The sequence below is a fragment of the Nonomuraea turkmeniaca genome, from assembly GCF_005889735.1.
Lineage (GTDB): Bacteria > Actinomycetota > Actinomycetes > Streptosporangiales > Streptosporangiaceae > Nonomuraea > Nonomuraea turkmeniaca.
The window spans coordinates 1-20,120 of record NZ_VCKY01000146.1 but is presented as its reverse complement, the minus strand read 5'-3'; the positions used below and the strand labels follow the sequence as shown (position 1 = coordinate 20,120).

Genomic DNA, 20,120 nt, shown 5'->3' with positions numbered 1-20,120 from the left:
GAGCTGATCGACCGACGCGCCGGTGGGCTACACCTCTGGAGCAATCCCACCGTGCCGAAGCACTCGCAACACCGCAGCCGTGGCAAGTACGCCCTTGACGCCGACGACATCGAATGGCTCGAGAGCACTTCCGACACCACTCTCGCCGATGACGGCCCGCCCGCCGGCGACCGCTGGTCCACCTGGGACCAGAGCACACCCACGCAGAAGGGCCCCAAGCCGTACCCCGGCTGGCTGGTCACCGAGCTGGCCGCCGTCGACACCGAGCACGGCGTGCTCAAGACCGGCAAGGAAGCCGACGTCCATCTGATCTCCCGCGGCGTGCCCGGCACGGAGCGGGTGTGCCTGCTGGCCGCGAAGCGCTACCGGTCGGCCGAGCACCGCCTCTTCCACCGCGACTCCGGCTATCTGGAGGGCCGCAGAACCCACGACGACCGTGTGAACCGCGCCATGGCCAACCGCACCGCCTTCGGCCGGCAGGCGATCGCCGGCCAATGGGCGGTGGCCGAGTTCACGGCGTTGTGCAGGTTGTCGGAGCTGGGGGTTCCCGTGCCGTACCCGGTGCAGATCGTGGGGACGGAGATCCTGCAGGAGTTCATCGGCACCCCGGACGGGTACGCGGCCCCGCGCCTCGCCCAGGTGTCCGACGGCCTGGACGACCTGTGGGAGCAGCTGGTCGCCGCCATGGTCACGCTGGCCAGGGAAGGCCTCGCGCACGGCGACCTGTCTCCGTACAATCTGCTGGTCCATGACGGCAGGCTGGTGATCATCGACCTGCCGCAGATCGTGGACGTGATCGCCCACCCGGCCGGCCCGTCGTTCATGGACCGCGACGCCCGCAACGTCGCCACCTGGTTCGCCGCCAAGGGCGTCCCCACCGCCGACCCTGACTCCCTCGCCGAGCTCCTACGTGCGGAGACCGGGATCATCCGCTAGCGGCGGCCCGCGTCGCGCGCGGCCGCCACGGCCCGCGCGACGCCAACCCAGCGCGGTTCTTCCCCTAGGGAGACAAGCGGACACTGGATGGCGAAGGCGGCAACCTTCCTACCGGAACTGAGTTCGAAGTAAAGCCCGAAGCGACCTGGTCCCGTGTCGACGACCTCCCGAGCGGAAAAGGTCTGCGTCCCCCACGGATTGACCACACGTACGTGGCCGCCGGCCAACTCGACCCGCGCAGAGAACGCGGCCCACGTCACCACGAGCAACACGACGAAAATGCCGGTGAGCCACGGCCATTGGCCGGCGGGCAGGCCCTCTTCCCACGTCGGGTTGAACCAGGACGGCGCGAGGAACACCGCCACAGGGAACGCGAGCGCGGCCACCGACAGGATGCGCACCCACCAACGGACACGCCATACCTTCTCGTCTAAAGACGAAGATCCCCCATGAGTGCATGCTATGGAGGATTCCCCGAGATCGCTCCCCTGCCAGCTCGCCCCTCGGCCGGCACAGCCGCCGGCTCCCCATCCAGACAGCGGCACGACTGTCAGAGCCGCCAGGCATCGCCGTCACTTTCAGGGGCGGACGTCAGAAGGGCGGGCGAGTCAGGCCGAACCGTCGAGGGCAACCAGGGCGTCGATGGTGGCGCGGAGCCAGGCCAGCTCGGCCTGGCTCGTGGCGTGGGCGATGGTCAGTAGCCCCTGCCGGAAGGGATCCCCGAACTCCTCAGCCGCCATCGGCCGGTCCCCGTCGTAGAAGAAGCTGGTCGGCTCCTCCAGGAACGCCAGCCGCCTGCGCAGCACGGCGGCCTGCTCCTTGGGCTCGTCCAGCTGGCGGAGGAACGCCAAGAGCGTGAACCACCGGTTCTCGTCGCTGATGTCGAGATCGTCCGGATCCCGCAGCCGCCGCTCCAGCTCCGCACGCCCCTCGTCCGTCAGGTAGAGCATCCGCCGCGGCGCGGCCACCGCCCCCGGCTCGTCCTTCCTGGTCAACCACCCGGCCGCGGCCATCCGTTTGATCGCCGGGTAGAGCGTGCCGTCGGCCACCGGACGCACGTGTCCCATCAGCGCCGCCACACGTTTACGCAGGTCGTATCCGTGTAAGGGCCGGTCCCTGAGGAACCCGAGTATCGCCAGCTCCAGCATGTCGACGAGTATACCTCGGATCCGATATATATTGACCTCGATACATAAGGAGGCTGTCATGCACGACGCCATCGTCCACCCCAGCGGGGCCCGCATACGCTGGGTGGAGCTGCCGGGTGTGGAGCCGGCCCGTGTGTACGTACACGGCCTGGGCGCCACCTCGGCCCCCTACTACGCGGAAGTCGCGGCCCACCCGATACTGACGCGCCACCGCTCGCTCCTGATCGACCTGCTCGGCTTCGGCATCAGCGATCGGCCGCAGGACTTCTCCTACACGCTCGAGGCCCACGCCGACGCGCTGGCCGTGGCACTGGGCAAGGCCGGGGTCGCGGGTGCGTCGGTGATCGCCCACAGCATGGGCGGGGCGGTGGCCATCATCCTGGCCGCCCACCATCCCGAGCTGGTCGCCGACCTGATCCTCGTGGACGCCAACCTCGACCCGTACTCCGTGGTCCCCGTACGGCCTGGCAGCAGCGGCCTCGGGAGCTACACGGAGGAGGAGTTCGTCGCGCACGGGTGGAAGGAGGTCCGTGACCGGGTGGGGCCGCACTGGTGGTCCACGATGCGGCTGGCGGATCTGCGCGCCCTGCACCGCACCGCCGTCAGCCTCGCGCAAGGCACCGATCCCACGATGCGCGAGATACTCAAGGCCCTTCCCATCCCCCGAGCCTTTCTGCACCCGGAGGGTGACCCCCCGGAGAACGCCGACAGCCTGCGGGCGGCCGGCGTCCAGGTCCTCGGCATTCCCGAGTCCGGCCACAACATCATGCTGGACAACCCGGAGGCCTTTGCCCAAACGCTCAGGACCCTTCTCCCATAGGCCCATGTGGCGCCGTCGCGGGCGGTCGGCCGCCGCAGGCGGTCGCGGGCCCTTACTGCACCCCGGCCTCGCGCATGTCGCGCAGCTCGCGCTTGAGCTCCTTGATCTCGTCCCGCAATCGCGCCGCCACCTCGAACTGCAGGTCGGCCGCCGACTGATGCATCTGCTCGGTCAGCGACTCGATCAACGACTCCATCTGCGCCCGCGGCATCTCGCCCGCGATGGCCTTGGCGTGCTGCCCGGCCTGCCGCGACGCGAACCCGGGCATGGGCGCCTTGCCGCGCGACTGCTGACGGCCTCCGCCGCCCAGCAGCTTGTCGGTGTCGGCGTCCTCGCGCTGCAGCGAGTCCAGGATGTCGGCGATCTTCTTGCGCAGTGGCTGCGGGTCGAGGCCGTTGGCCTCGTTGTAGGCGATCTGCTTGGCCCGCCGCCGGTTGGTCTCGTCGATCGCCCGCTCCATGGACGGGGTGACCTTGTCGGCGTACATGTGGACCTCGCCGGACACGTTACGGGCGGCGCGGCCGATGGTCTGGATCAGGGACGTCTCGGAGCGCAGGAAGCCCTCCTTGTCGGCGTCCAGGATCGCCACCAGTGACACCTCGGGCAGGTCGAGGCCCTCGCGCAGCAGGTTGATGCCGACCAGCACGTCGAACTCGCCCGTGCGCAGCTCGCGCAGCAGCTCGATGCGGCGCAGCGTGTCGACCTCGCTGTGCAGGTAACGGACCCGGATGCCGAGCTCCAGGAGGTAGTCGGTGAGGTCCTCGGACATCTTCTTCGTCAGCGTGGTGACCAGCACGCGCTCGTCCCGCTCCGCGCGCTCGCGGATCTCGTGCACCAGGTCGTCGATCTGCCCCTTGGTGGGCTTGACGACGATCTGCGGGTCGACCAGGCCGGTCGGGCGGATGACCTGCTCGACGACCTCGCCCTTGGCCCGCCCCAGCTCGTACGGCCCCGGTGTGGCCGACAGGTAGACGGTCTGCCCGATGCGCTCCAGGAACTCCTCCCACTTCAGCGGCCGGTTGTCCAGCGCCGACGGCAGCCGGAACCCGTGCTCGACCAGTGTGCGCTTACGGGAGGCGTCACCTTCGTACATGGCGCCGATCTGCGGCACGGTCTGGTGCGACTCGTCGAGGACCAGAAGGAAGTCCTCCGGGAAGTAGTCGAGCAGCGTGTTGGGCGCGCTGCCGGCCTCGCGCCCGTCCATGTGCCGCGAGTAGTTCTCGATGCCGGAGCAGGTGCCGATCTGCCGCATCATCTCGATGTCGTACGTGGTCCGCATCCGCAGCCGCTGCGCCTCCAGCAGCTTGCCCTGCCGCTCCAGCTCCGACAGCCGCTCGGCCAGCTCCGCCTCGATGCCCGCGACCGCGGACGCCATGCGTGCCTCACCGGCGACGTAGTGGGAGGCGGGGAAGATGTAGAGCTCCTCGTCCTCGGTGATGACCTCGCCGGTCAGCGGGTGCATGGTGGAGAGCTTCTCGATCTCGTCGCCGAACATCTCGATGCGCACGGCGAGCTCTTCGTACTTCGGGATGATCTCGATCGTGTCGCCGCGCACCCGGAACGTGCCGCGGGTGAAGGCGAGGTCGTTACGCGTGTACTGCATGTCGACCAGGCGGCGCAGCAGCTGGTCGCGGTCGACGTCCATGCCGACGCGCAGCCTGGCCATCCGGTCGACGTATTCCTGCGGAGTGCCCAGGCCATAGATGCAGGACACGGAGGCGACCACGATCGTGTCCCTGCGGGTGAGCAGCGAGTTGGTGGCCGAGTGGCGCAGCCGCTCGACCTCGTCGTTGATCGAGGAGTCCTTCTCGATATAGGTGTCGCTCTGCGGGACGTACGCCTCGGGCTGGTAGTAGTCGTAGTAGGAGACGAAGTATTCCACCGCGTTGTTGGGCAACATCTCGCGCAGCTCGTTGGCGAACTGGGCGGCGAGCGTCTTGTTGGGCTGCATGACCAGCGTGGGCCGCTGCAGCCGCTCGATCAGCCAGGCGATCGTGGCCGTCTTGCCGGTGCCGGTGGCCCCCAGCAGGACATTGTCCTTCTCCCCGGCCTTGACGCGGCGCTCCAGCTCGGCGATGGCCGTCGGCTGGTCGCCGGAGGGAGTCATCTCGGTGACGACCTCGAAGGGCGCCACCTTCCGCTGCAAATCTGTGACCGGTCGCATGTTGCCACTGTAGGCGGCGCCGCTGACAGAATCCGCGCTCAGGCCGACCGCTCCCCGATCCGGGGGAACGGGGTGGTGGAGAAGACGATCTCGACGGGCACCTCGAAGTATTCGGCGATCTTCAGCGCCAGGTAAAGACTCGGGCTGTACTCCCCCCGTTCCAGGTAGCCGATGGTCTGGTAGTGGACGCCCAAGGCATCGGACAGCTGCCTGCGGGTCACCTTCCGCTCTGCGCGCAGCAGCGCGATGCGGTTGAAGACGGTCTCGCTCATCACCGCGTATCTTCTCAGCCGAACCGCTGACGTGCCCGCCGGCCCTCGCCGCCGCGGGTCGGCTCGGTGCCGAGCACCCGCACGTGGCCGCCTTCGAGCTCTCTTATTGCCCCCACGAGACCTCCAAGTAGTACATCTAGTACATAGATAGCATATCTACTACGAGGCGCAATAGATCTGTGACAGGACATTGCAAGCGAACAGCAAGTCACACCCGATACGGTCGGATTCGCCTGTAGCGGAAAAGGAAGGTTCCATGTCACGACCCAGAGAGGCACTGATCCAGGCAGGTCAGGGCATAGCCCAAGCGGTCGCCCAAGGGGGTGATGTACGACAGGCGATGGGGCAGGCCGTGGGCCAGGTCGTCGACCAGGCGGGGCAACTGACCGGCCAGGGACGCGGCTTCGCGCTGAACCCGCACGACTTCGCCGCCGCGCGTGACGGGGGCGCCTCCATCGGCACCCTCATCGAGGCCCGGTCGGCATCGCTGAACGAGGCCGGCGAGATCGTCAACCGCAGCTTCGCCGAGAACGGCATGCACGTCATCTCACCGGTGGTGATCCCCAAGGGCAGCACCGCGAAGGTGATCGTGCCGCTGGGCATCCTGGTGGTGCTCGGCCTGATCGGCGCGCTCGGCAATGTCATCCCGAACACCGACCTGATCTTCGGGCCGCACTACTGGGTGGTGCTGGTCCTGGCCGCCGTGTTCCTGTGGTGGCGGCGCAGCGTGGTGATGGTGCCCGAGGGCTGCAAGGCGCTGATCACGCAGTTCGGCAAGCTGGTGCACATCGCGGACCCGGGCCGGGTGACGCTGTTCAACCCGTGGAAGCGGGTCAGCTACATCGTCAACACCACCCGCGAGTACCCGTTCAACGCGCCGATCAGCGAGGCGCCGACCCAGCAGGGCGTCAAGGCCAGCGTGGACCTGTTCCTGCAGTTCAGGATCGAGAACCCGGCGGAGTTCATCTTCGTGCTCGGCTCGGTCAGCGGCTTCCAGTCCAAGCTGCAGAACGCCATCAGCGAGGTCACCCGCTCCCTCATCTACGCCCAGCGGGCCGAGGAGATCTACGACCTGGTGGGCGAGAGCACGCTGGGCATGCTGGAGAGCCTCAACCAGCAGTTCCTCCCCGCCGTACGGCTCACCGACGTGAACATCACCCACGCGGAGCCGTCCAGCCAGGAGTACCGCATGGACCTGGCCGCCCCTGAGATGGTCCGCGTCGCCAAGGAGGCCTACACCTACGAGTACGAGCTGCAACTGCGCAAGGAGCAGAACGAGGGCGACCTGATCAAGGAGCTGGCCGGGCTGCAGGAGACGCTGAGCGCCATCCAGGCGGAGATCGCCGGTTACCAGGCACGCATGGACACCGCGCTCGAACGCGCCAGCCACCAGGCCAAGGCACAGGCGAGGCAGCGCTTGGTCGAGGCCGAATCCACGGCCAACGCCAACGCCGCGCTCCTGGAGGCGCAGGCGCTCGACATCAGGGCGCTCTCGGCCGCCGAGGCGCCCGAGATCCTCGACTACCGCTTCCAGCAGGACCTGCTGACCAAGCTGGAGTCGGTCGCCACCAGGCTGCCGCAGGTGGTGCAGGTCGGCGAGCAGACCGACATCGACTTCCTGGCCCTGGCCCAGCAGCTGGTGGGCGGCAAGGGGGCGGCGTTGTTCTCGGCCGAGGACATGGCCGCCATCCGCAGCAGGCTCGACGAGATCGGTGCCCGCGTGGCCAGCCGCGAGTCCGAGATCGCCGCCCTGCTCAAGAAGGCCGCCGCCGACGTGACCGAGCCCCAGGCCCCGCCAGAGCCGGACGCGGACCTGGAGCGCACCGTCCAACGCCTGCTGCCGGGCAAGGGGGAGATCTGATGACACGCGAGTTCTCGAAGATCAAGGAATCGCTCGCCTCCTGGGGTGAGATCCGCCAGCTCCTGCGTGGCGGCGAGCAAGGGCAGCTCGTGCCCGTCGTCATCCCCAAGGACCGGCGCGGCTTCGCGTGGATGTCGCTGGTGTTCCTGGCGCTGTACTTCGCCGGCATGGCGGCGCTGACCGACTTCACGATCATCGCGGCGCTGCTGGCGCTGGCCCTGCTGCTGCTGGCGGCGGTCACGATGTGGCGCAAGGCGATCATCGAGATCGAGGAGGGCACCACCGGCGTACGCAGCCGATGGGGCGCCATCACCGGCACGCTCCCGCCGGGCCGCCACTACCTGTGGCTGCCGTGGGACCGGGTGGACGCGGTCGTCGACACCTCCACGGAGATCCCGTACTCGGCGCCGATCGTGGCCTGCCCCACGGCCGAGAACGTGCCGCTGAAGTCGATCGAGTTCTTCCTGAAGTTCCGCATCGTCGACCCGGTCGCCTTCGTGCGCACGATCGGCGCGGGCAACTTCGACCTGGTGCTGTCCAGCGCGGTGCAGGACGCCATCAGGCAGCGCAGTCGCAGGGTCAACACCGAGCGCGCGTACGACCTGCGCGGCTCCGACGTCGGTGACATGCAGGAGGCGCTCAACCGCCAGCTCGGCCGCTACGGCGTGCGCATCACGGGCGCGAACATCCCCGACGTGCAGCTGCCCGACCAGTACCAGCAGCACCTGGCCACCCGCGAGAAGGTGGCCAAGGAGCTGTCGGCGTACGAGCGCGAGTGGGAGCTGACCCGCAAGCGCCGCATCGACACCCTGCTGATGGAGATCGAGCGCTCCAAGAAGACCCGTGACGCCCGCGTCGTCGAGGTCAAGGCCGCCCACAACAACGCGCGCAAGAACGTGGCACGCATGCTGGAGGAGCAGGAGACCGAGGCGCAGCGGGTGACGTGGGAGATCGAGGCGCGGGGCAGGGCCGACCTGACCTCCGCCGAGAACGAGGCCAAGGCGCTGCGCCGGCTGGCCGAGTCGTACCGGGACAACCGGGCCGTGCTGCAGTACGAGCTGGCCCGCAAGCGCCTCGACGTAGGCGCCAAACTGGCGGAGAACGCGCCCCAGGCGCTGGTCGTACGCACCCAGCAGGGGCAGGCGGACTCCGCGCTTTCCACACTCATCCTGGCCCAGTTGCTCCCCCGCATCTCGGGCACGGGAACCGGCCAAGTGAACGGCCACACACCTTCCGCATAGGAGAACCCCATGGTGTTCCGCAAGTTGATGGCCGCGTTCGGCGCGGGCGTCGAGGTTGACACGGTGTTGACCAACACGGGCGTGCGCCCCGGCGAGCCGCTGCGCGGCGTCGTGCACTTCCGCGGCGGCAACTCCGATTACAAGGTCGAGGGCATCTACATCGACCTGACCGCGGTGGTCGAGGTCGAGTCGGGCGACAACGAGTACAAGACCACCTACAGCTTCCTGCGCCAGCAGGTGGCGGGGACGTTCCAGCTGGCCAAGGGCGCGCAGCACCAGCAGACCTTCGAGATCATGATGCCGTGGGAGACGCCGATCAGCGCGATCGCCGGGCACCCGCTGCACGGCATGAAGCTGGGCGTGCAGACGGAGCTGGCGCTGGCGGGCGCGCTCGACAAGGGCGACCTCGACCCGCTGTTCGTCAGTCCGCTACCGGCCCAGGAGCACGTCATCGGCGCGCTCGACCGGTTGGGCTTCCGCTACAAGAAGGCCGACCTCGAACGCGGCACGTTGTACGGCTCGACGATGCCGTTCTTCCAGGAGATCGAGTACTACGCCGGCGGGCAGTGGCGGCGGTACTTCAACGAGCTGGAGCTGACCTTCATCGCCGGGGCGCGGCAGATGGACGTCATCCTTGAGGCCGACAAGCGGGGTGGCTTCCTGACCTCCAGCCACGACGCCTACAACCGGTTCACGGTCCGCTACGACGACCCCGCGCAGTCGGCGGACGGCGCCCTGCAGCGGGGACTGGAGCAGATGGCCCGCCACCGCGGATGGTTCTAGACAGTCGTGACCGCCAGGAGGTGGCCGCTGACTCCGAGGAGTGAAGGCTCGGACTCCAGGCGGCGGGCGGCGTCGAGCAGCAGCTCGCGCCGCTCGTCGTCGTCCAGCCAGTCGTCGATGTCGCCGTAGAGCCAGAACGCGCCCTCCAGGCCGTAGCGGCGCGGCTCGGGCAGTCCGGCGTCGGCGAACTCGCCCAGGATCTCCCCGGGCTCGTGGAGGTAACCGCGGAACCCTCCCGCCCGGGGCGAGATGATCACTCCTGTCTCGAGCGCGTGGTACTCGGCCGCACGCTGCTCCTCGCGGGTGAGGTATCCCCGGTAAACGCTGTCGTGGAGGGCGGCGTACCGGCTGATGAACGCCACCGCCACCAGCCCGCCCGGGCGCACGGCGCGGCGGGCCTCCGTCAGGGCGCGCAGCCGGTCGGCGCGCTCGGGCAGGTGGTAGAGCGGCCCCAGCAACAGCGCGACGTCCGCCTCCCCGTCCGGGGCCGGCAGGTCGCGGGCGTCGCCCAGGCGCGCGGTCACGCCGGGCAGTGTGGAGGCCTCCCTGACGTGCAGCGGCACGGGGTCGATCAGCTCGACCTCGTATCCCTCCGCCGCCAGCCATTCGGCGTGCACGCCCGTGCCCCCGCCCACGTCGAGCACCCGTGCGGGCGCCGGCGGCAGGCTGCGCAGCAGCACGTCGCGCGTGCGCAGGAACTCCAGCCGGTTGCGACCGTGCCGCAACCGGGTCAGCTCGCCCCCGCGTTCGTAGTAACCGAGCACGTGAGGATCCATGATCATGCCCCGGGATCCTACCGACGCGGCCGATCCGGTCTCGAGGCAATATTCAGCGGCATCTTCCGCTAGGTGATCGTTCTCTGGTGGTCGCATGGCGCGGTCGTTACCATGACCTCGGGGACTGATTGATCGTCGAACGGCGGGGCGAGCGATGGCACGGTTCATGGCGGCGTTGAAGCGGACTGCCCCATGGGCGGCCAGAAACGCCGACGGCGCCATCGCGCTGGGGCTGGCCATCGTGGTCGGCGTGCTGGGCATCATGCCCGACGAGATCTTCGGCAGCTCCGGCGACAAGGTCCAGGCCCAGCTCGTCAGCGCCGCCACCCTGGTCATCCTGGCGCTGGTCGCCACCGCGCTGCTGCGGGACCGCGCCCGCCAGGCCCCGGTCGAGAAGACCATCACGTCGGGCGCGCTGCAGGAGCTGCCGGTGCGGCTGGCCCGCCTGGAGCAGATCGAGACGCTGGCTCACAGCACCCGCCGGGCCCTGGACGCGCTGCAGCTGGTCCGGGTGCTGGCCAGCAGGCAGGAGATCGCCCAGTCGCACGCCGAGGCACGCAAGGACACCGTCAGGTGGAGCTTCAAGGGCGGCACCGGCACTTACCTGCGCGCGGTCACGCTCCCCTTGTGCGTGGCGGCGGCCCGCAGGGACAAGCGCCACCTCACGGTGCGGGTCGAGGTGATCGACCCGACCGACGCCGGGGTGTGCGAGACGTACGCGCACTACCGCCGCTCGCTGTCCGACGTGCCCGACGGCACCGGCGAGACGTGGACCACCGACCGGGTCAGGAAGGAGTCGTACGCGACGATCCTGGCCGCCTTCTGGCACCGGCAGCGCTACGGCCTGCTCGACATCGCGGTGGGCCTGTCGCGGACGATGACGACGTTCCGCTGGGACCTGTCCACCACCCGCCTGATCATGACGGTCGAGGACCCGAACATGGCGATGACGGCGCTGGCGGGCACGTTCTACTACGAGAACTGCGACACCGAGCTGCGGCTCAGCTTCGAGCAGGCGCGGCGGGTGCCCCTGGAGATGTACAAGAAGGCGCCGCTGAGCGACGAGCCCACCATCGAGGAGGTGCAGGAGTTGTTCGAGCGCATCGGGATGCCTCTGCCCAAGTCCTACAACGGCCATGACGTCGTGGACATCGCCCGTAAGGCGCTGCGTGCCGTGGATCCGTACGGCGGGCCATGAGCTACCACGGCGTGCGTCAGCTGTTACGCGAGGGCCAGGCCAGGGCGTGGGCCCTCGAGGTGCTGGCCGGTCCGGTGACCGCGGTGCGCCACCCGCTCGGGTTCGTCTGCCTGCCGCTGGAGCGGAACGGCGGCGAGGGGGTATGCCTGCACCTGTGGTCCGACTCGCTCGTGCACGCCGAGAGCACGACCTCGCAGATCCACTGCCACAGCTGGGACCTGGTGAGCCACGTGCTCTACGGCCAGATGCGCAACGTGCACGCGGTGGTCACCGACGCCGACCAGGATGCCACCCACCGGGTGTTCGAAGTCGTCAGCGGGGCCGACGGCGACCGCATCTCGCCGACCGGCCGCACCGTGCGGCACGCGACCGGGCAGGTGGAGGTGTTCGGTCCCGGTGACACCTACACGCTGCCGTCCGGCCGCTTCCACAGCAGCGTCGTCCCGGAGGGCGGCGAGGCGGCCACGATCGCGCTGGGGCGGGGCCGGCCCGGCAGCCGCGACCTGTCGCTCGGCCCTCTGGGCACGGGCCCGCACCACGTGTCCAGGCAGCCGCTGGACGCCGCCGAGACGGCCCTGGCCGTACGACTGATCACCGCGCACCTGACCTGAGGGGACCCCGATGGACCTGGACCACGCTCGCACGGTCGCCGTCGAAGCCGCCGAGGCCGCCGGGGCGCTGCTCATGGAGGGCACGCGCGGCGCGCTCGGAGTGCGCGCCAAGGGCGAGGGGGGCGACGTGGTCACCGATCTCGACCTGGCTTCGGAGAAGCTGCTGCTGGAGCGCATTCTGACGGCCTACCCCTCGCACTCGGTGATCGCCGAGGAGTCGGGGCTGGTCGGAGACGCGGGCGGCGAGTGGACGTGGCTGGTCGACCCGCTGGACGGCACCAACAACGTCGCGATCGGGCTGTCCGCGTTCGTGGTGGGGGTGGCGCTGTGCCGGGACGGGCTGCCGGTGCTGGGCGTGGTGCACGATCCGGTCTCCGCCCAGACGTGGTCGGCCGTCAGAGGGCGCGGCGCGCTCTCGTCCGGAGGGGTACGCCTGGCGCCACCGTACGCGCCGGGCCCGCACGGGCCGCTGCTGGCCTGGACCCAGGGGCACGGGGTGAGCAGAGGCGACGCCACCGTGCGCGCGCTGAAGCAGACACTGGAGCTCCACGCGCGCAGGGTGCTGCAACTGTGGGCGCCGCTGCTGTCGTGGGCGATGCTGGCGCGCGGCGACATCGACGGCATCGTCGCCTACCGGGCCGAGTTGGTGGATCTGCCGGCGGGCGCGCTGCTCGCCCAGGAGGCGGGCATCGAGATCAGGACACTGGACGGCGACCCGTTCGAGGCCTGCATCGACACCACCGCCGAGCAGCGCAGCTTCGTCGCCGCCCACCCGCGCGCCATCCCCGGGCTCCTCGCGCTCGTCCAATGAGGAAAATTGCACGAATGATGTGTGTCGAATGTCGATGAGTTCCTCTGCCGTTCGATGTCTATTTAGAGGGTGCCCGAGAACGGCACAAGTGGAAGAGGAGCCCGACATGATGACCACGACCGACCTGGCGCAGGTGCTCTTCACGACCGCCCTGCAGCCGTCCGACGAGCTGTCCCCCTGCCAGATCCGCGAGGCCGTGGACGAGCGGCTGTGCGCGTGCGGCGGCGACCCCGCGTGGTGCGCGGCGTACGTGGCGCAGGAGACCGGCGACCACCCCGAGACGTACGTGGTGCGGATGCGCTGGGCCCTGACCGCCGTCGTCGGCGCCTACGCCCTGGCCGCCGCCTGACGGCTCAGCCGAACGCGACCAGCGCCCACACCGTGGCGGCCAGCCCCACGACGGCCAGCCCCGTGCCGGTGAGCAGGAAGCGACGCATCGGCACCTTGACCCCGTTGCGGCGGCACGACTCGAACCACAACAGCGTGGCCAGCGACGCCCATGGCGTCACGACCGGCCCCACGTTGGTGCCGACCAGCAGGGACAGCAGACGGTCCCGCTCGGCGGCCGGGATGACCGTCTCGACGGCCTGATAGGCGGGCAGATTGTTGATCAGGTTGGACAGCCCCGCGCCCACGGCGGCCGTGCGGTAAGGATCGCCGTCGGCGCCGATCATCCACGTCATCAGATCCGACAGACCGTTCCTGCTCAGCATCGGGACGACCAGGAACAGCCCGGTCACGAAGATCACCAGCTGCCACGGGATCAGGCTCCAGGTCAGACGCTCACGGGCGCGCACCAGGAAGGCTCCCACCACGATCGCAGCGGCCGCGGTGGCGGCGACCGCCACATGCGCCTTGAGCAGCAGCAGCACGATGAACAGCAGGCACCCGGCCGAGGCGGCCGCGAACAACACCCGGTCGGCCACCGGCTCCAGCACCGGCGGCGTGTACCGCAGGTCGCGCCGCTCGCCCCGCCGCCAGAAGAACACCCACAGGAACACCATCGTCACCGCGATGGAGGCGATCTGCGGCGCCCACATACGGGCGGCGAACTCCTGCGCGTCCAGGCCGATCTTCTCCATGCCGAGGAGGTTCGTCAGGTTGGAGACGGGCAGCAGCAGGCTCGCCGTGTTGGCCAGCCAGATCGTGGTCATGGCCAGGGGAAGGGCGGCGATGCGGGCTTTGGGGGCCAGGGCGAGCATGACGGGGGTGAGGAGCACCGCCGTGGTATCCAGATTCAGAAATATCGTGATAAAAGATGCGAAAGCGACACAAAGAAAGAAGAGTGCGGCGTAATTACCACGGCCCAGGACCGCCATCCTCGCCGCGATGGCGTCGAAGACCTGGGCCTCCTTGGTGAGCTCGGCCAGCACGATGATGGCGACCAGGAAGATCAGCAGGGGCCCGATGTCGTCCAGGCTCTCAGCGGCGGCCTCCCAGGGGAGCAGCCCGACCGGCACGGAGACCAGACCCAGAACGAGCAGCCCGATCCTGATCCAGTCGAGCACCCCAAAGCGCCGCCACACCCGTCGATGATCGCACACAGTCCCCAAAACGCCGACGGCGCTGTCTCCATGGCCTCACTCCGTGAGGCGGCTCACTCGCCACATGCCGCCGCCTTCCCCCGCTCTGACCGCTCCGCTCCCGCCGCTCCTCCAGGCGACGGCGCTCGTTCGCGGGGATACTGGGGGCATGTCACGTGACGGCAGGCCGACCGAGATCTTCGTCAGCTACTCCCCGGCCGACACGGCGTGGGCGACGTGGATCGCCTGGGAGCTCGAGGCGGCGGGCTACAAGACCATGATCCAGGCCTGGGACTTCGTGCCGGGCACCAACTTCATCGACTTCATGGACCGCGGCGTCAGCGAGGCGCAGCTGATGGTGGCCGTGCTCTCGCGCAACTACCTCACCTCACGCTACGGGCGGATGGAGTGGCAGGCGGCGCTGCGGGCCGACCCGGACAACCCTTCCAACAAGCTCGTCACGATCCGGCTGGAGGACGTCCAGCTGGAGGGCCTGCTGTCCACGATCACCTGGGTCGACCTGCTCGGCGTCACCGACCCGGGGCAGGCCAGGGCGCTGCTGCTCGGCCGGGTCAGGGAGGCGCTGGCGGGCCGGGCCAAGCCCGAGGCGGCCCCGGCGTTCCCCGACGGGTCGGGCATGCCGGCGGCCGCGCCGACGCTGCCGCCGCCCGGCGAGCGGGCCAGGGCGCGCCGCACGCCGGTCGCGGCCCCCAAGTTCCCGCCCGCGGTGAGCCCCGACCGTGGGCGCGAGTCGATCAGCGTGCTCCACATCGGCGGCCCGCGCTTCGGCAGGGCGCTGCCCGATCCGGGCGACCCGTTCACACCGGAGGACATGCAGGCGCGGATCTGGGCGGACCTGACCGCCATGTACGACCGGGGCATGCCCCGCCCCGACCTGATGGTCATCAGCGGCGACCTGACCGAGTCGGGCAGCCTGGGGCAGTTCGGGCAGGCGACGCGGTTCGTGACCGACCTGCGGCTGCTGATCGGGCTGGAGCCGCACCGGCTGATGCTGCTGCCGGGGCCGCGCGATGTCACCAAGGCGGCGGCCAGCGCCTATTTCATGACGTGCGAGGCCGACGACGTGAGCCCGCAACCGCCCTACTGGCCCAAGTGGCGGCATTTCGCCGGGTTGTTCGGCGAGGTGTACCAGGGGCTGGACGACCGGGTGTTCGACGGCGGGCAGCCGTGGACACTCTTCGAGGTGCCCGACCTGAAGGTGGTCGTGGCCGGGCTCAACTCCACCATGGCGATGAGCCATCTGGAGCGGGACGCGTACGCGCTGCTCGGTGAGGCGCAGGCGGCCTGGTTCGCCGAGCGGCTGCGGCCGTACGAGGAGAGCGCGTGGTTGCGGCTGGGCGCGATCGGGCACGCGCCGGGCGAGCTGAGGGACGCGCCGACGTTCGAACGGCTGCTCGCGCATCGGCTCAATCTGCTCTTCCACGGCGGATCCCGGGAGAGCGCCGAAGGGCGGATCGCCGCGCCGCGGGCCGGGCGGCACCAGGTCGTGGAGATCACCGCGGACGGGCTGCGCACGTGGCGGCCCGACGCGGGCGCGCCCGAGCCGGTGCCGTACAAGTGGCGGGCCGCACGAGCCACCTTCACCGGTGAGGCCCCACCCGCCCCGGCGCCCGGGCCCAAGCCGGACGAGCGCGAGCCCAGCCCGGTCGAGCTGCTGCTGGACCGGATCACCGAGGTCTGCGAGGCCAGGCACGAACGGGCCAAGATCCGCAGGTTCGCCGCCCACCTGGTGGTCACCCACCCGGAGGACGGGTTCGTCCGCCAGACGATGATCGGCGCGCACGCCGGCGAGGTGACCGCGGAGGCGGCCGACGTCTTCGCCCGGCAGGCGCACGCCACCGGTCTGGCCGCCGAGCTGGTCTACCAGGGTCCGCCGGCGCCCCGCGCGGTCCGCGACGACCTGATGCGCAAGGGGGTGCGGCTGCGCAGCTTCACCGAGTTCCAGGGCCTGCTCGATCTGACCGGCTACGTCTCCGACCAGACGGCCAGACTGACGACCGACCGCCGCTACCCGCCGGGCCTGTACGTGCCACAGCGCTACCGCGAGCTGGACCGGCCGGGCAGCCAGGTCAGGCACGGGCTGACCGACGAGCTGATGCGGCTGCTGGCCACCGACCACGGCCGGTTCCTGCTGCTGCTCGGCGACTTCGGGCACGGCAAGACGTTCGCGCTGCGCGAGCTGGCCCGGCGCATGCCGGCCGAGCTGCCGCACCTGACACCGATCCTCATCGAGCTGCGCGCCCTGGACAAGGCGCATTCGGTGGACGCCCTGGTCGCGGCGCACCTGGCGAACCACGGCGAGGAGTTCATCGACCTCAAGGCGTTCCGCTACCTGCTGCGGCAGGGGCGGATCGTGCTGCTGTTCGACGGGTTCGACGAGCTGGTGACCCGGCTGACCTATGACCGGGCGGCCGACCATCTGGCCACGCTGCTGTCGGCGGCCGAGGACAAGGCGAAGATCGTGGTGGCCAGCCGTACCCAGCACTTCAAGTCCAACAGCCAGGTGCTGACCTCGCTCGGCGAGATGGTCGGGGTGCTGCCGCAGCGGCGGGTGCTCAGCGTCGAGGACTTCACGTCCGACCAGATCCGCTCCTACCTGGACAACAGGTTCGAGGACGGCGCCGAGGCCATGGCCCGCATGTCGCTGATGAGCGAGATCAAGGACCTCCTCGCCCTGGCGCAGAACCCGCGCATGCTGAGCTTCATCGCCGACCTCGACGCCGACCGGCTGCGCACGGTGGCCGGCGCCCGCCACACGATCAGCCCCGCGCTGCTGTACGAGGAGATCCTCGGCTCGTGGCTGGCGTTCGAGGAGCGGCGGGCCAGGGTCCCCGGCTCGGTGACGCCGCTGACCACCGAGGAGTTGCGGCGGGCGGTGACGGCACTGGCGCTGCGACTGTGGGAGACCGGGGACTCGCTGCTGGGCGTGGACGAGCTGACCGAGATCGGCGAGACGCTGAGCGACCTGGCCGGCGGGCAGCTGTCGCCCGCGCACGCCGCGCACGCGATGGGGTCGGGCAGCCTGCTGGTGCGGACCGAAGAGGGCATGTTCGGGTTCATCCACGCCTCGGTCATGGAGTGGCTGATCGCCCGGCACATCGCCCAGGACGACATCACGTTGGTGTCCCGCAGACCGCTGTCGGCGCTCACGGTGGAGTTCCTGTGCGACCTGGCCGACGTGCGGGCGCTGCGCGCGTGGGTGGCGGATCCGCCCGGCGACGACGTGTCCAGGGCGAACGCCGTCAAGATCGCGGCCAGGCTGCGCACCCCCGCCCGCGCCGACCTGCGCGGCGCGAACCTCAAGGGCGAGGATCTGTCGGCCAGGGACCTGCGGGAGGTCGATCTGACCGGCGCCGACCTGTCGGAGGCCACGCTGGCCGGCACGAACCTGTCCAGGGCCGTCCTGCGCGACGCCAAGCTCATCGGGGCGCGGCTCGACGGAGCCGTGCTGACCGGAGCCGACCTGACCGGCGCGGACCTGTCGGGGGCGCGGCTGGCGCAGGCGAACCTGAGCGACGCGGCCGTCGAGGGCGCCCGCTGGCACCGCGCCTCGCTGATCAACGTGACCGGCACGCTGCCGCACCTGCCCGGCGCGGCGGTGGTGCCCGGGCAGCCGGTGGAGGTGGAGTTCGCCCCGGGCGCCATCGGCGTCCCGTACGGCTACCACTTCCAGACCAGCCGCCTGCCCGAGCCGATCGCCTACAGCCCCGACGGCGCCACCATCGCCATCGGCAACGAGGACGGCAGCGTGTTGCTGTGCGCCGGCGGCGCGCCCGTACGCACGCTGCCGGGGCACCAGGGCCGCGTCTACGCGGTCACCTTCGCGGGCGACCTGCTGGCCACCGGCGCCAGTGACGGAGCCGTGCTGCTGCGGGACGCCCTCACCGGCGAGCTGCTGCACACCCTGACCGGCCACGCCGACGGCGTCTGGCCGGTACGCCTGAGCCCCGGGGGCGACCTGGTGGCCGCGGGCGGCGGGGACGGCGTCGTCCGCGTGTGGGAGACCGCCTCCGGGCGGCCGGTCCACGAGCTGGACGGGCACCAGGCGCCGATCTTCACGGCGGCGTTCGTGCACGGGGCGCTGGTGACGGGCGACGCGGCAGGCGTGGTGCGGGTCTGGGACCTCGCCTCCGGGCAGCAGACGCGCACGCTGGACGGCCACCACGGCAGCGTCTTCCGCGCGGTGACCAGTCCCGGCGGCCACCTGCTGGTCACCGGCGACGAGGCAGGCGTGCTCAGGGTGTGGGACACCGCGACGTGGGCGCTGCGGCACACGCTGACCGGGCACCAGGGCAGCGTCTACTGCGTGGCGTTCTCACCCGACGGCTCGTTGCTGGCGAGCGGGGACACCGCCTGCAGCGTCCGCCTGTGGGAGCCGGTGGACGGCGTGGCACGCGGGGTGCTCACCACGCATCCGGCGTTCGTCTACCACGTGGCGTTCAGCCCGGACGGGCGCACGGTGGCGAGCGGCGACTCCAGCGGCGTGATCAGGCTGCAGCCGGTGGACGGCGGGCAGCGGGTGGAGCTGGCCGGGCACCGCAGCTCGGTCTGGCCGTTCGCGTACCGCCCCGACGGGCGTCAGCTCGTCACGAGCAGCAACGACGGCACGGTGCGGCTGTGGGACCCGGAGACGGGCAAGTGCCAGCGGGTGCTGCGCGGGCACGGGCGGCGCATCTCGTCGGTGCGCTTCAGCGCGGACGGCTCGATGCTGGCGACCAGCGGCAACGACGGCGTCGTGCGGGTGTGGGAGCCGCGGACGGGGCGGCGGTTGCGGGAGTTCACCGGCACGTCCGACCGGCTGATCTCCGCGGTGTTCTCCCCCGCCGGGCCGGTGCTGGCCACCTCCAGCAACGACGGCGGGGTGCACCTGTGGAACGCCATCACCGGCGACTACGAGCGCGAGCTCAACGCCGAGACCGACCACGTCTGGGCCGAGGCGTTCAGCCCCGACGGCAACATGCTGGCCACGGCCAACGACGACGACAGCGTCAAGCTGTGGTATCGGCCGACCGGGCGGCTGGCGGTCAACCTCATGGACCACCGCGGGCGGGTGCGCTCGATCGCGTTCAGCCCGGACGGCGCGTACGTGGCCACCGGCTGCGACGACAAGCTCGTCCGCATCTGGCACGTGGCCTCGGGCGGACGGGTGGCAACCCTCGAGGGGCACACCGACCGGGTGTACGCGGTCGCGTTCTCCCCCTCCGGGCGACACCTGGCCAGCGCCGGCAACGACGGCCGGGCCATGGTGTGGGAGCTGCGCCCGGCCCAGCCCTGGCAGCCTCGGCTGACGCACACGCTCGACGGGCACGACGGGCGGCTGTGGAGCGTGGCGTTCAACGCCACCGGCGACCGCCTGGCCACCGGGGGTGACGACCTGATGGTGCGGGTGTGGGACACCGCCAGCGGGCGGCGGCTGCACGAGCTGCCCGGGCACGCCCGGCGGGTGTGGTCGCTCGCCTTCAGCCCCGCCTCCGATCTGCTGGCCAGCGCCGGCGACGACGGCGTGGTGATCCTCTGGGAGGGAGGCGAGCGGCGGGCCACGTTACTCGGACTTCCCGAGGGGTGGGCGGCGCTGGCGCCCGACGGCCGCTACAAGATCCATGGGACGCCGGCCGGGCAGTTCTGGCACGTCATCGGGATGTCGCGGTTCGAGCTGGGCGAGCTGGACCCGTACCTGACGGCGGTGCGGCAGGTGCCGCTCGATTCACCGTTCTGATCGCCGGCGGCCGCGCGGGCCGGGAGATATGGAAAGATCCTTCTCCAGATCGTTCCGGTTGGGCCGAGCATCGCGAAGGGGATCACGTATGGCTTCCTGGCGTGGGTGGGCGCGGGCGGTCAAGATCGCCGTTGTCCTGGTCGGCGTGGCCGGCCTCGTGGCGGCGGGGATCCTGATCGGCGTCCCCGGCTTCCGCGGCACGCTCGACCCCCTTCCCGACCCGGCTGCGGACCGGACCC

General features: G+C 70.3%; 16 protein-coding genes. 10 read left to right on the top strand and 6 right to left on the bottom strand.

Features of this window, described 5'->3' with window-relative positions:
- Positions 1 to 51: 51 nt before the first annotated feature.
- Entirely contained in the window at positions 52 to 936 is an 885-nt protein-coding gene (locus ETD86_RS34365) for a serine protein kinase RIO (protein ID WP_138670814.1), read from the top strand.
- On the opposite strand, the gene ETD86_RS34360 is transcribed toward ETD86_RS34365, so the two are convergent.
- Complete coding sequence (locus tag ETD86_RS34360; protein ID WP_138670813.1) at positions 933 to 1,337, bottom strand: hypothetical protein; 405 nt, start codon at positions 1,335 to 1,337, stop codon at positions 933 to 935. The genes ETD86_RS34365 and ETD86_RS34360 overlap by 4 nt on opposite strands.
- Positions 1,338 to 1,544: 207 nt before the next feature.
- Complete coding sequence (locus ETD86_RS34355; RefSeq protein ID WP_138670812.1) at positions 1,545 to 2,084, bottom strand: PadR family transcriptional regulator; 540 nt, start codon at positions 2,082 to 2,084, stop codon at positions 1,545 to 1,547.
- Between the two features lie 58 nt (positions 2,085 to 2,142).
- Here ETD86_RS34355 and ETD86_RS34350 point away from each other — a divergent pair, with 58 nt between their 5' ends.
- Positions 2,143 to 2,904: an alpha/beta fold hydrolase gene (locus tag ETD86_RS34350; RefSeq protein ID WP_138670811.1), complete on the top strand. Its 762-nt coding sequence runs from the start codon at positions 2,143 to 2,145 to the stop codon at positions 2,902 to 2,904.
- 52 nt (positions 2,905 to 2,956) lie between these two features.
- Here the strand turns inward: ETD86_RS34350 and uvrB are convergent, their stop codons facing one another.
- Both uvrB and ETD86_RS34340 read right to left on the bottom strand, forming a co-directional pair.
- Positions 2,957 to 5,068: an excinuclease ABC subunit UvrB gene (uvrB, locus tag ETD86_RS34345; protein ID WP_138670810.1), complete on the bottom strand. Its 2,112-nt coding sequence runs from the start codon at positions 5,066 to 5,068 to the stop codon at positions 2,957 to 2,959.
- 38 nt (positions 5,069 to 5,106) lie between these two features.
- Complete coding sequence (locus ETD86_RS34340) at positions 5,107 to 5,340, bottom strand: helix-turn-helix transcriptional regulator (RefSeq protein WP_138670809.1); 234 nt, start codon at positions 5,338 to 5,340, stop codon at positions 5,107 to 5,109.
- Between the two features lie 256 nt (positions 5,341 to 5,596).
- On the opposite strand from ETD86_RS34340, the gene ETD86_RS34335 reads away from it, so the two are divergent.
- Genes ETD86_RS34335 through ETD86_RS34325 form a run of 3 tightly spaced genes read left to right on the top strand, consistent with a single transcriptional unit; the run spans position 5,597 to position 9,225 of the window.
- Positions 5,597 to 7,201: an SPFH domain-containing protein gene (locus tag ETD86_RS34335; RefSeq protein WP_138670808.1), complete on the top strand. Its 1,605-nt coding sequence runs from the start codon at positions 5,597 to 5,599 to the stop codon at positions 7,199 to 7,201.
- A complete protein-coding gene (locus ETD86_RS34330) occupies positions 7,201 to 8,442 on the top strand; it encodes an SPFH domain-containing protein (RefSeq protein ID WP_138670807.1) in 1,242 nt (413 codons plus the stop codon). Before ETD86_RS34335 ends, ETD86_RS34330 begins: the two co-directional genes overlap by 1 nt.
- Positions 8,443 to 8,451: 9 nt before the next feature.
- Positions 8,452 to 9,225 (top strand): sporulation protein, encoded by a 774-nt coding sequence (locus tag ETD86_RS34325; protein WP_138670806.1) that lies wholly within the window; start codon positions 8,452 to 8,454, stop codon positions 9,223 to 9,225.
- Here ETD86_RS34325 and ETD86_RS34320 read toward each other — a convergent pair.
- The gene (locus ETD86_RS34320) at positions 9,222 to 10,007 is read right to left on the bottom strand and encodes a class I SAM-dependent methyltransferase (protein WP_138670805.1); all 786 of its coding nucleotides are present in this window, start codon (positions 10,005 to 10,007) and stop codon (positions 9,222 to 9,224) included. The genes ETD86_RS34325 and ETD86_RS34320 overlap by 4 nt on opposite strands.
- A 148-nt stretch (positions 10,008 to 10,155) precedes the next feature.
- Here ETD86_RS34320 and ETD86_RS34315 point away from each other — a divergent pair, with 148 nt between their 5' ends.
- The 4 genes from ETD86_RS34315 (at position 10,156) to ETD86_RS34300 (ending at position 12,970) form a co-directional block, all read left to right on the top strand.
- Positions 10,156 to 11,199 carry a hypothetical protein gene (locus ETD86_RS34315; protein WP_246148636.1) on the top strand — a complete coding sequence of 348 codons (1,044 nt, stop codon included), beginning with the start codon at positions 10,156 to 10,158 and terminating at the stop codon, positions 11,197 to 11,199.
- Positions 11,196 to 11,810 carry a hypothetical protein gene (locus ETD86_RS34310; RefSeq protein ID WP_138670804.1) on the top strand — a complete coding sequence of 205 codons (615 nt, stop codon included), beginning with the start codon at positions 11,196 to 11,198 and terminating at the stop codon, positions 11,808 to 11,810. The genes ETD86_RS34315 and ETD86_RS34310 overlap by 4 nt, the downstream gene beginning before the upstream one ends.
- A gap of 10 nt (positions 11,811 to 11,820) precedes the next feature.
- Positions 11,821 to 12,621, top strand: a complete 801-nt coding sequence (locus tag ETD86_RS34305; protein WP_138670803.1) for an inositol monophosphatase family protein — start codon at positions 11,821 to 11,823, stop codon at positions 12,619 to 12,621.
- Between the two features lie 106 nt (positions 12,622 to 12,727).
- Complete coding sequence (locus ETD86_RS34300; protein WP_138670802.1) at positions 12,728 to 12,970, top strand: hypothetical protein; 243 nt, start codon at positions 12,728 to 12,730, stop codon at positions 12,968 to 12,970.
- Positions 12,971 to 12,974: 4 nt separating this feature from the next.
- On the opposite strand, the gene ETD86_RS34295 is transcribed toward ETD86_RS34300, so the two are convergent.
- Complete coding sequence (locus ETD86_RS34295; RefSeq protein WP_138670801.1) at positions 12,975 to 14,147, bottom strand: ArsB/NhaD family transporter; 1,173 nt, start codon at positions 14,145 to 14,147, stop codon at positions 12,975 to 12,977.
- Positions 14,148 to 14,313: 166 nt separating this feature from the next.
- On the opposite strand from ETD86_RS34295, the gene ETD86_RS34290 reads away from it, so the two are divergent.
- Positions 14,314 to 19,881: a WD40 domain-containing protein gene (locus tag ETD86_RS34290; protein WP_138670800.1), complete on the top strand. Its 5,568-nt coding sequence runs from the start codon at positions 14,314 to 14,316 to the stop codon at positions 19,879 to 19,881.
- The last annotated feature ends 239 nt before the right edge of the window (positions 19,882 to 20,120 follow it).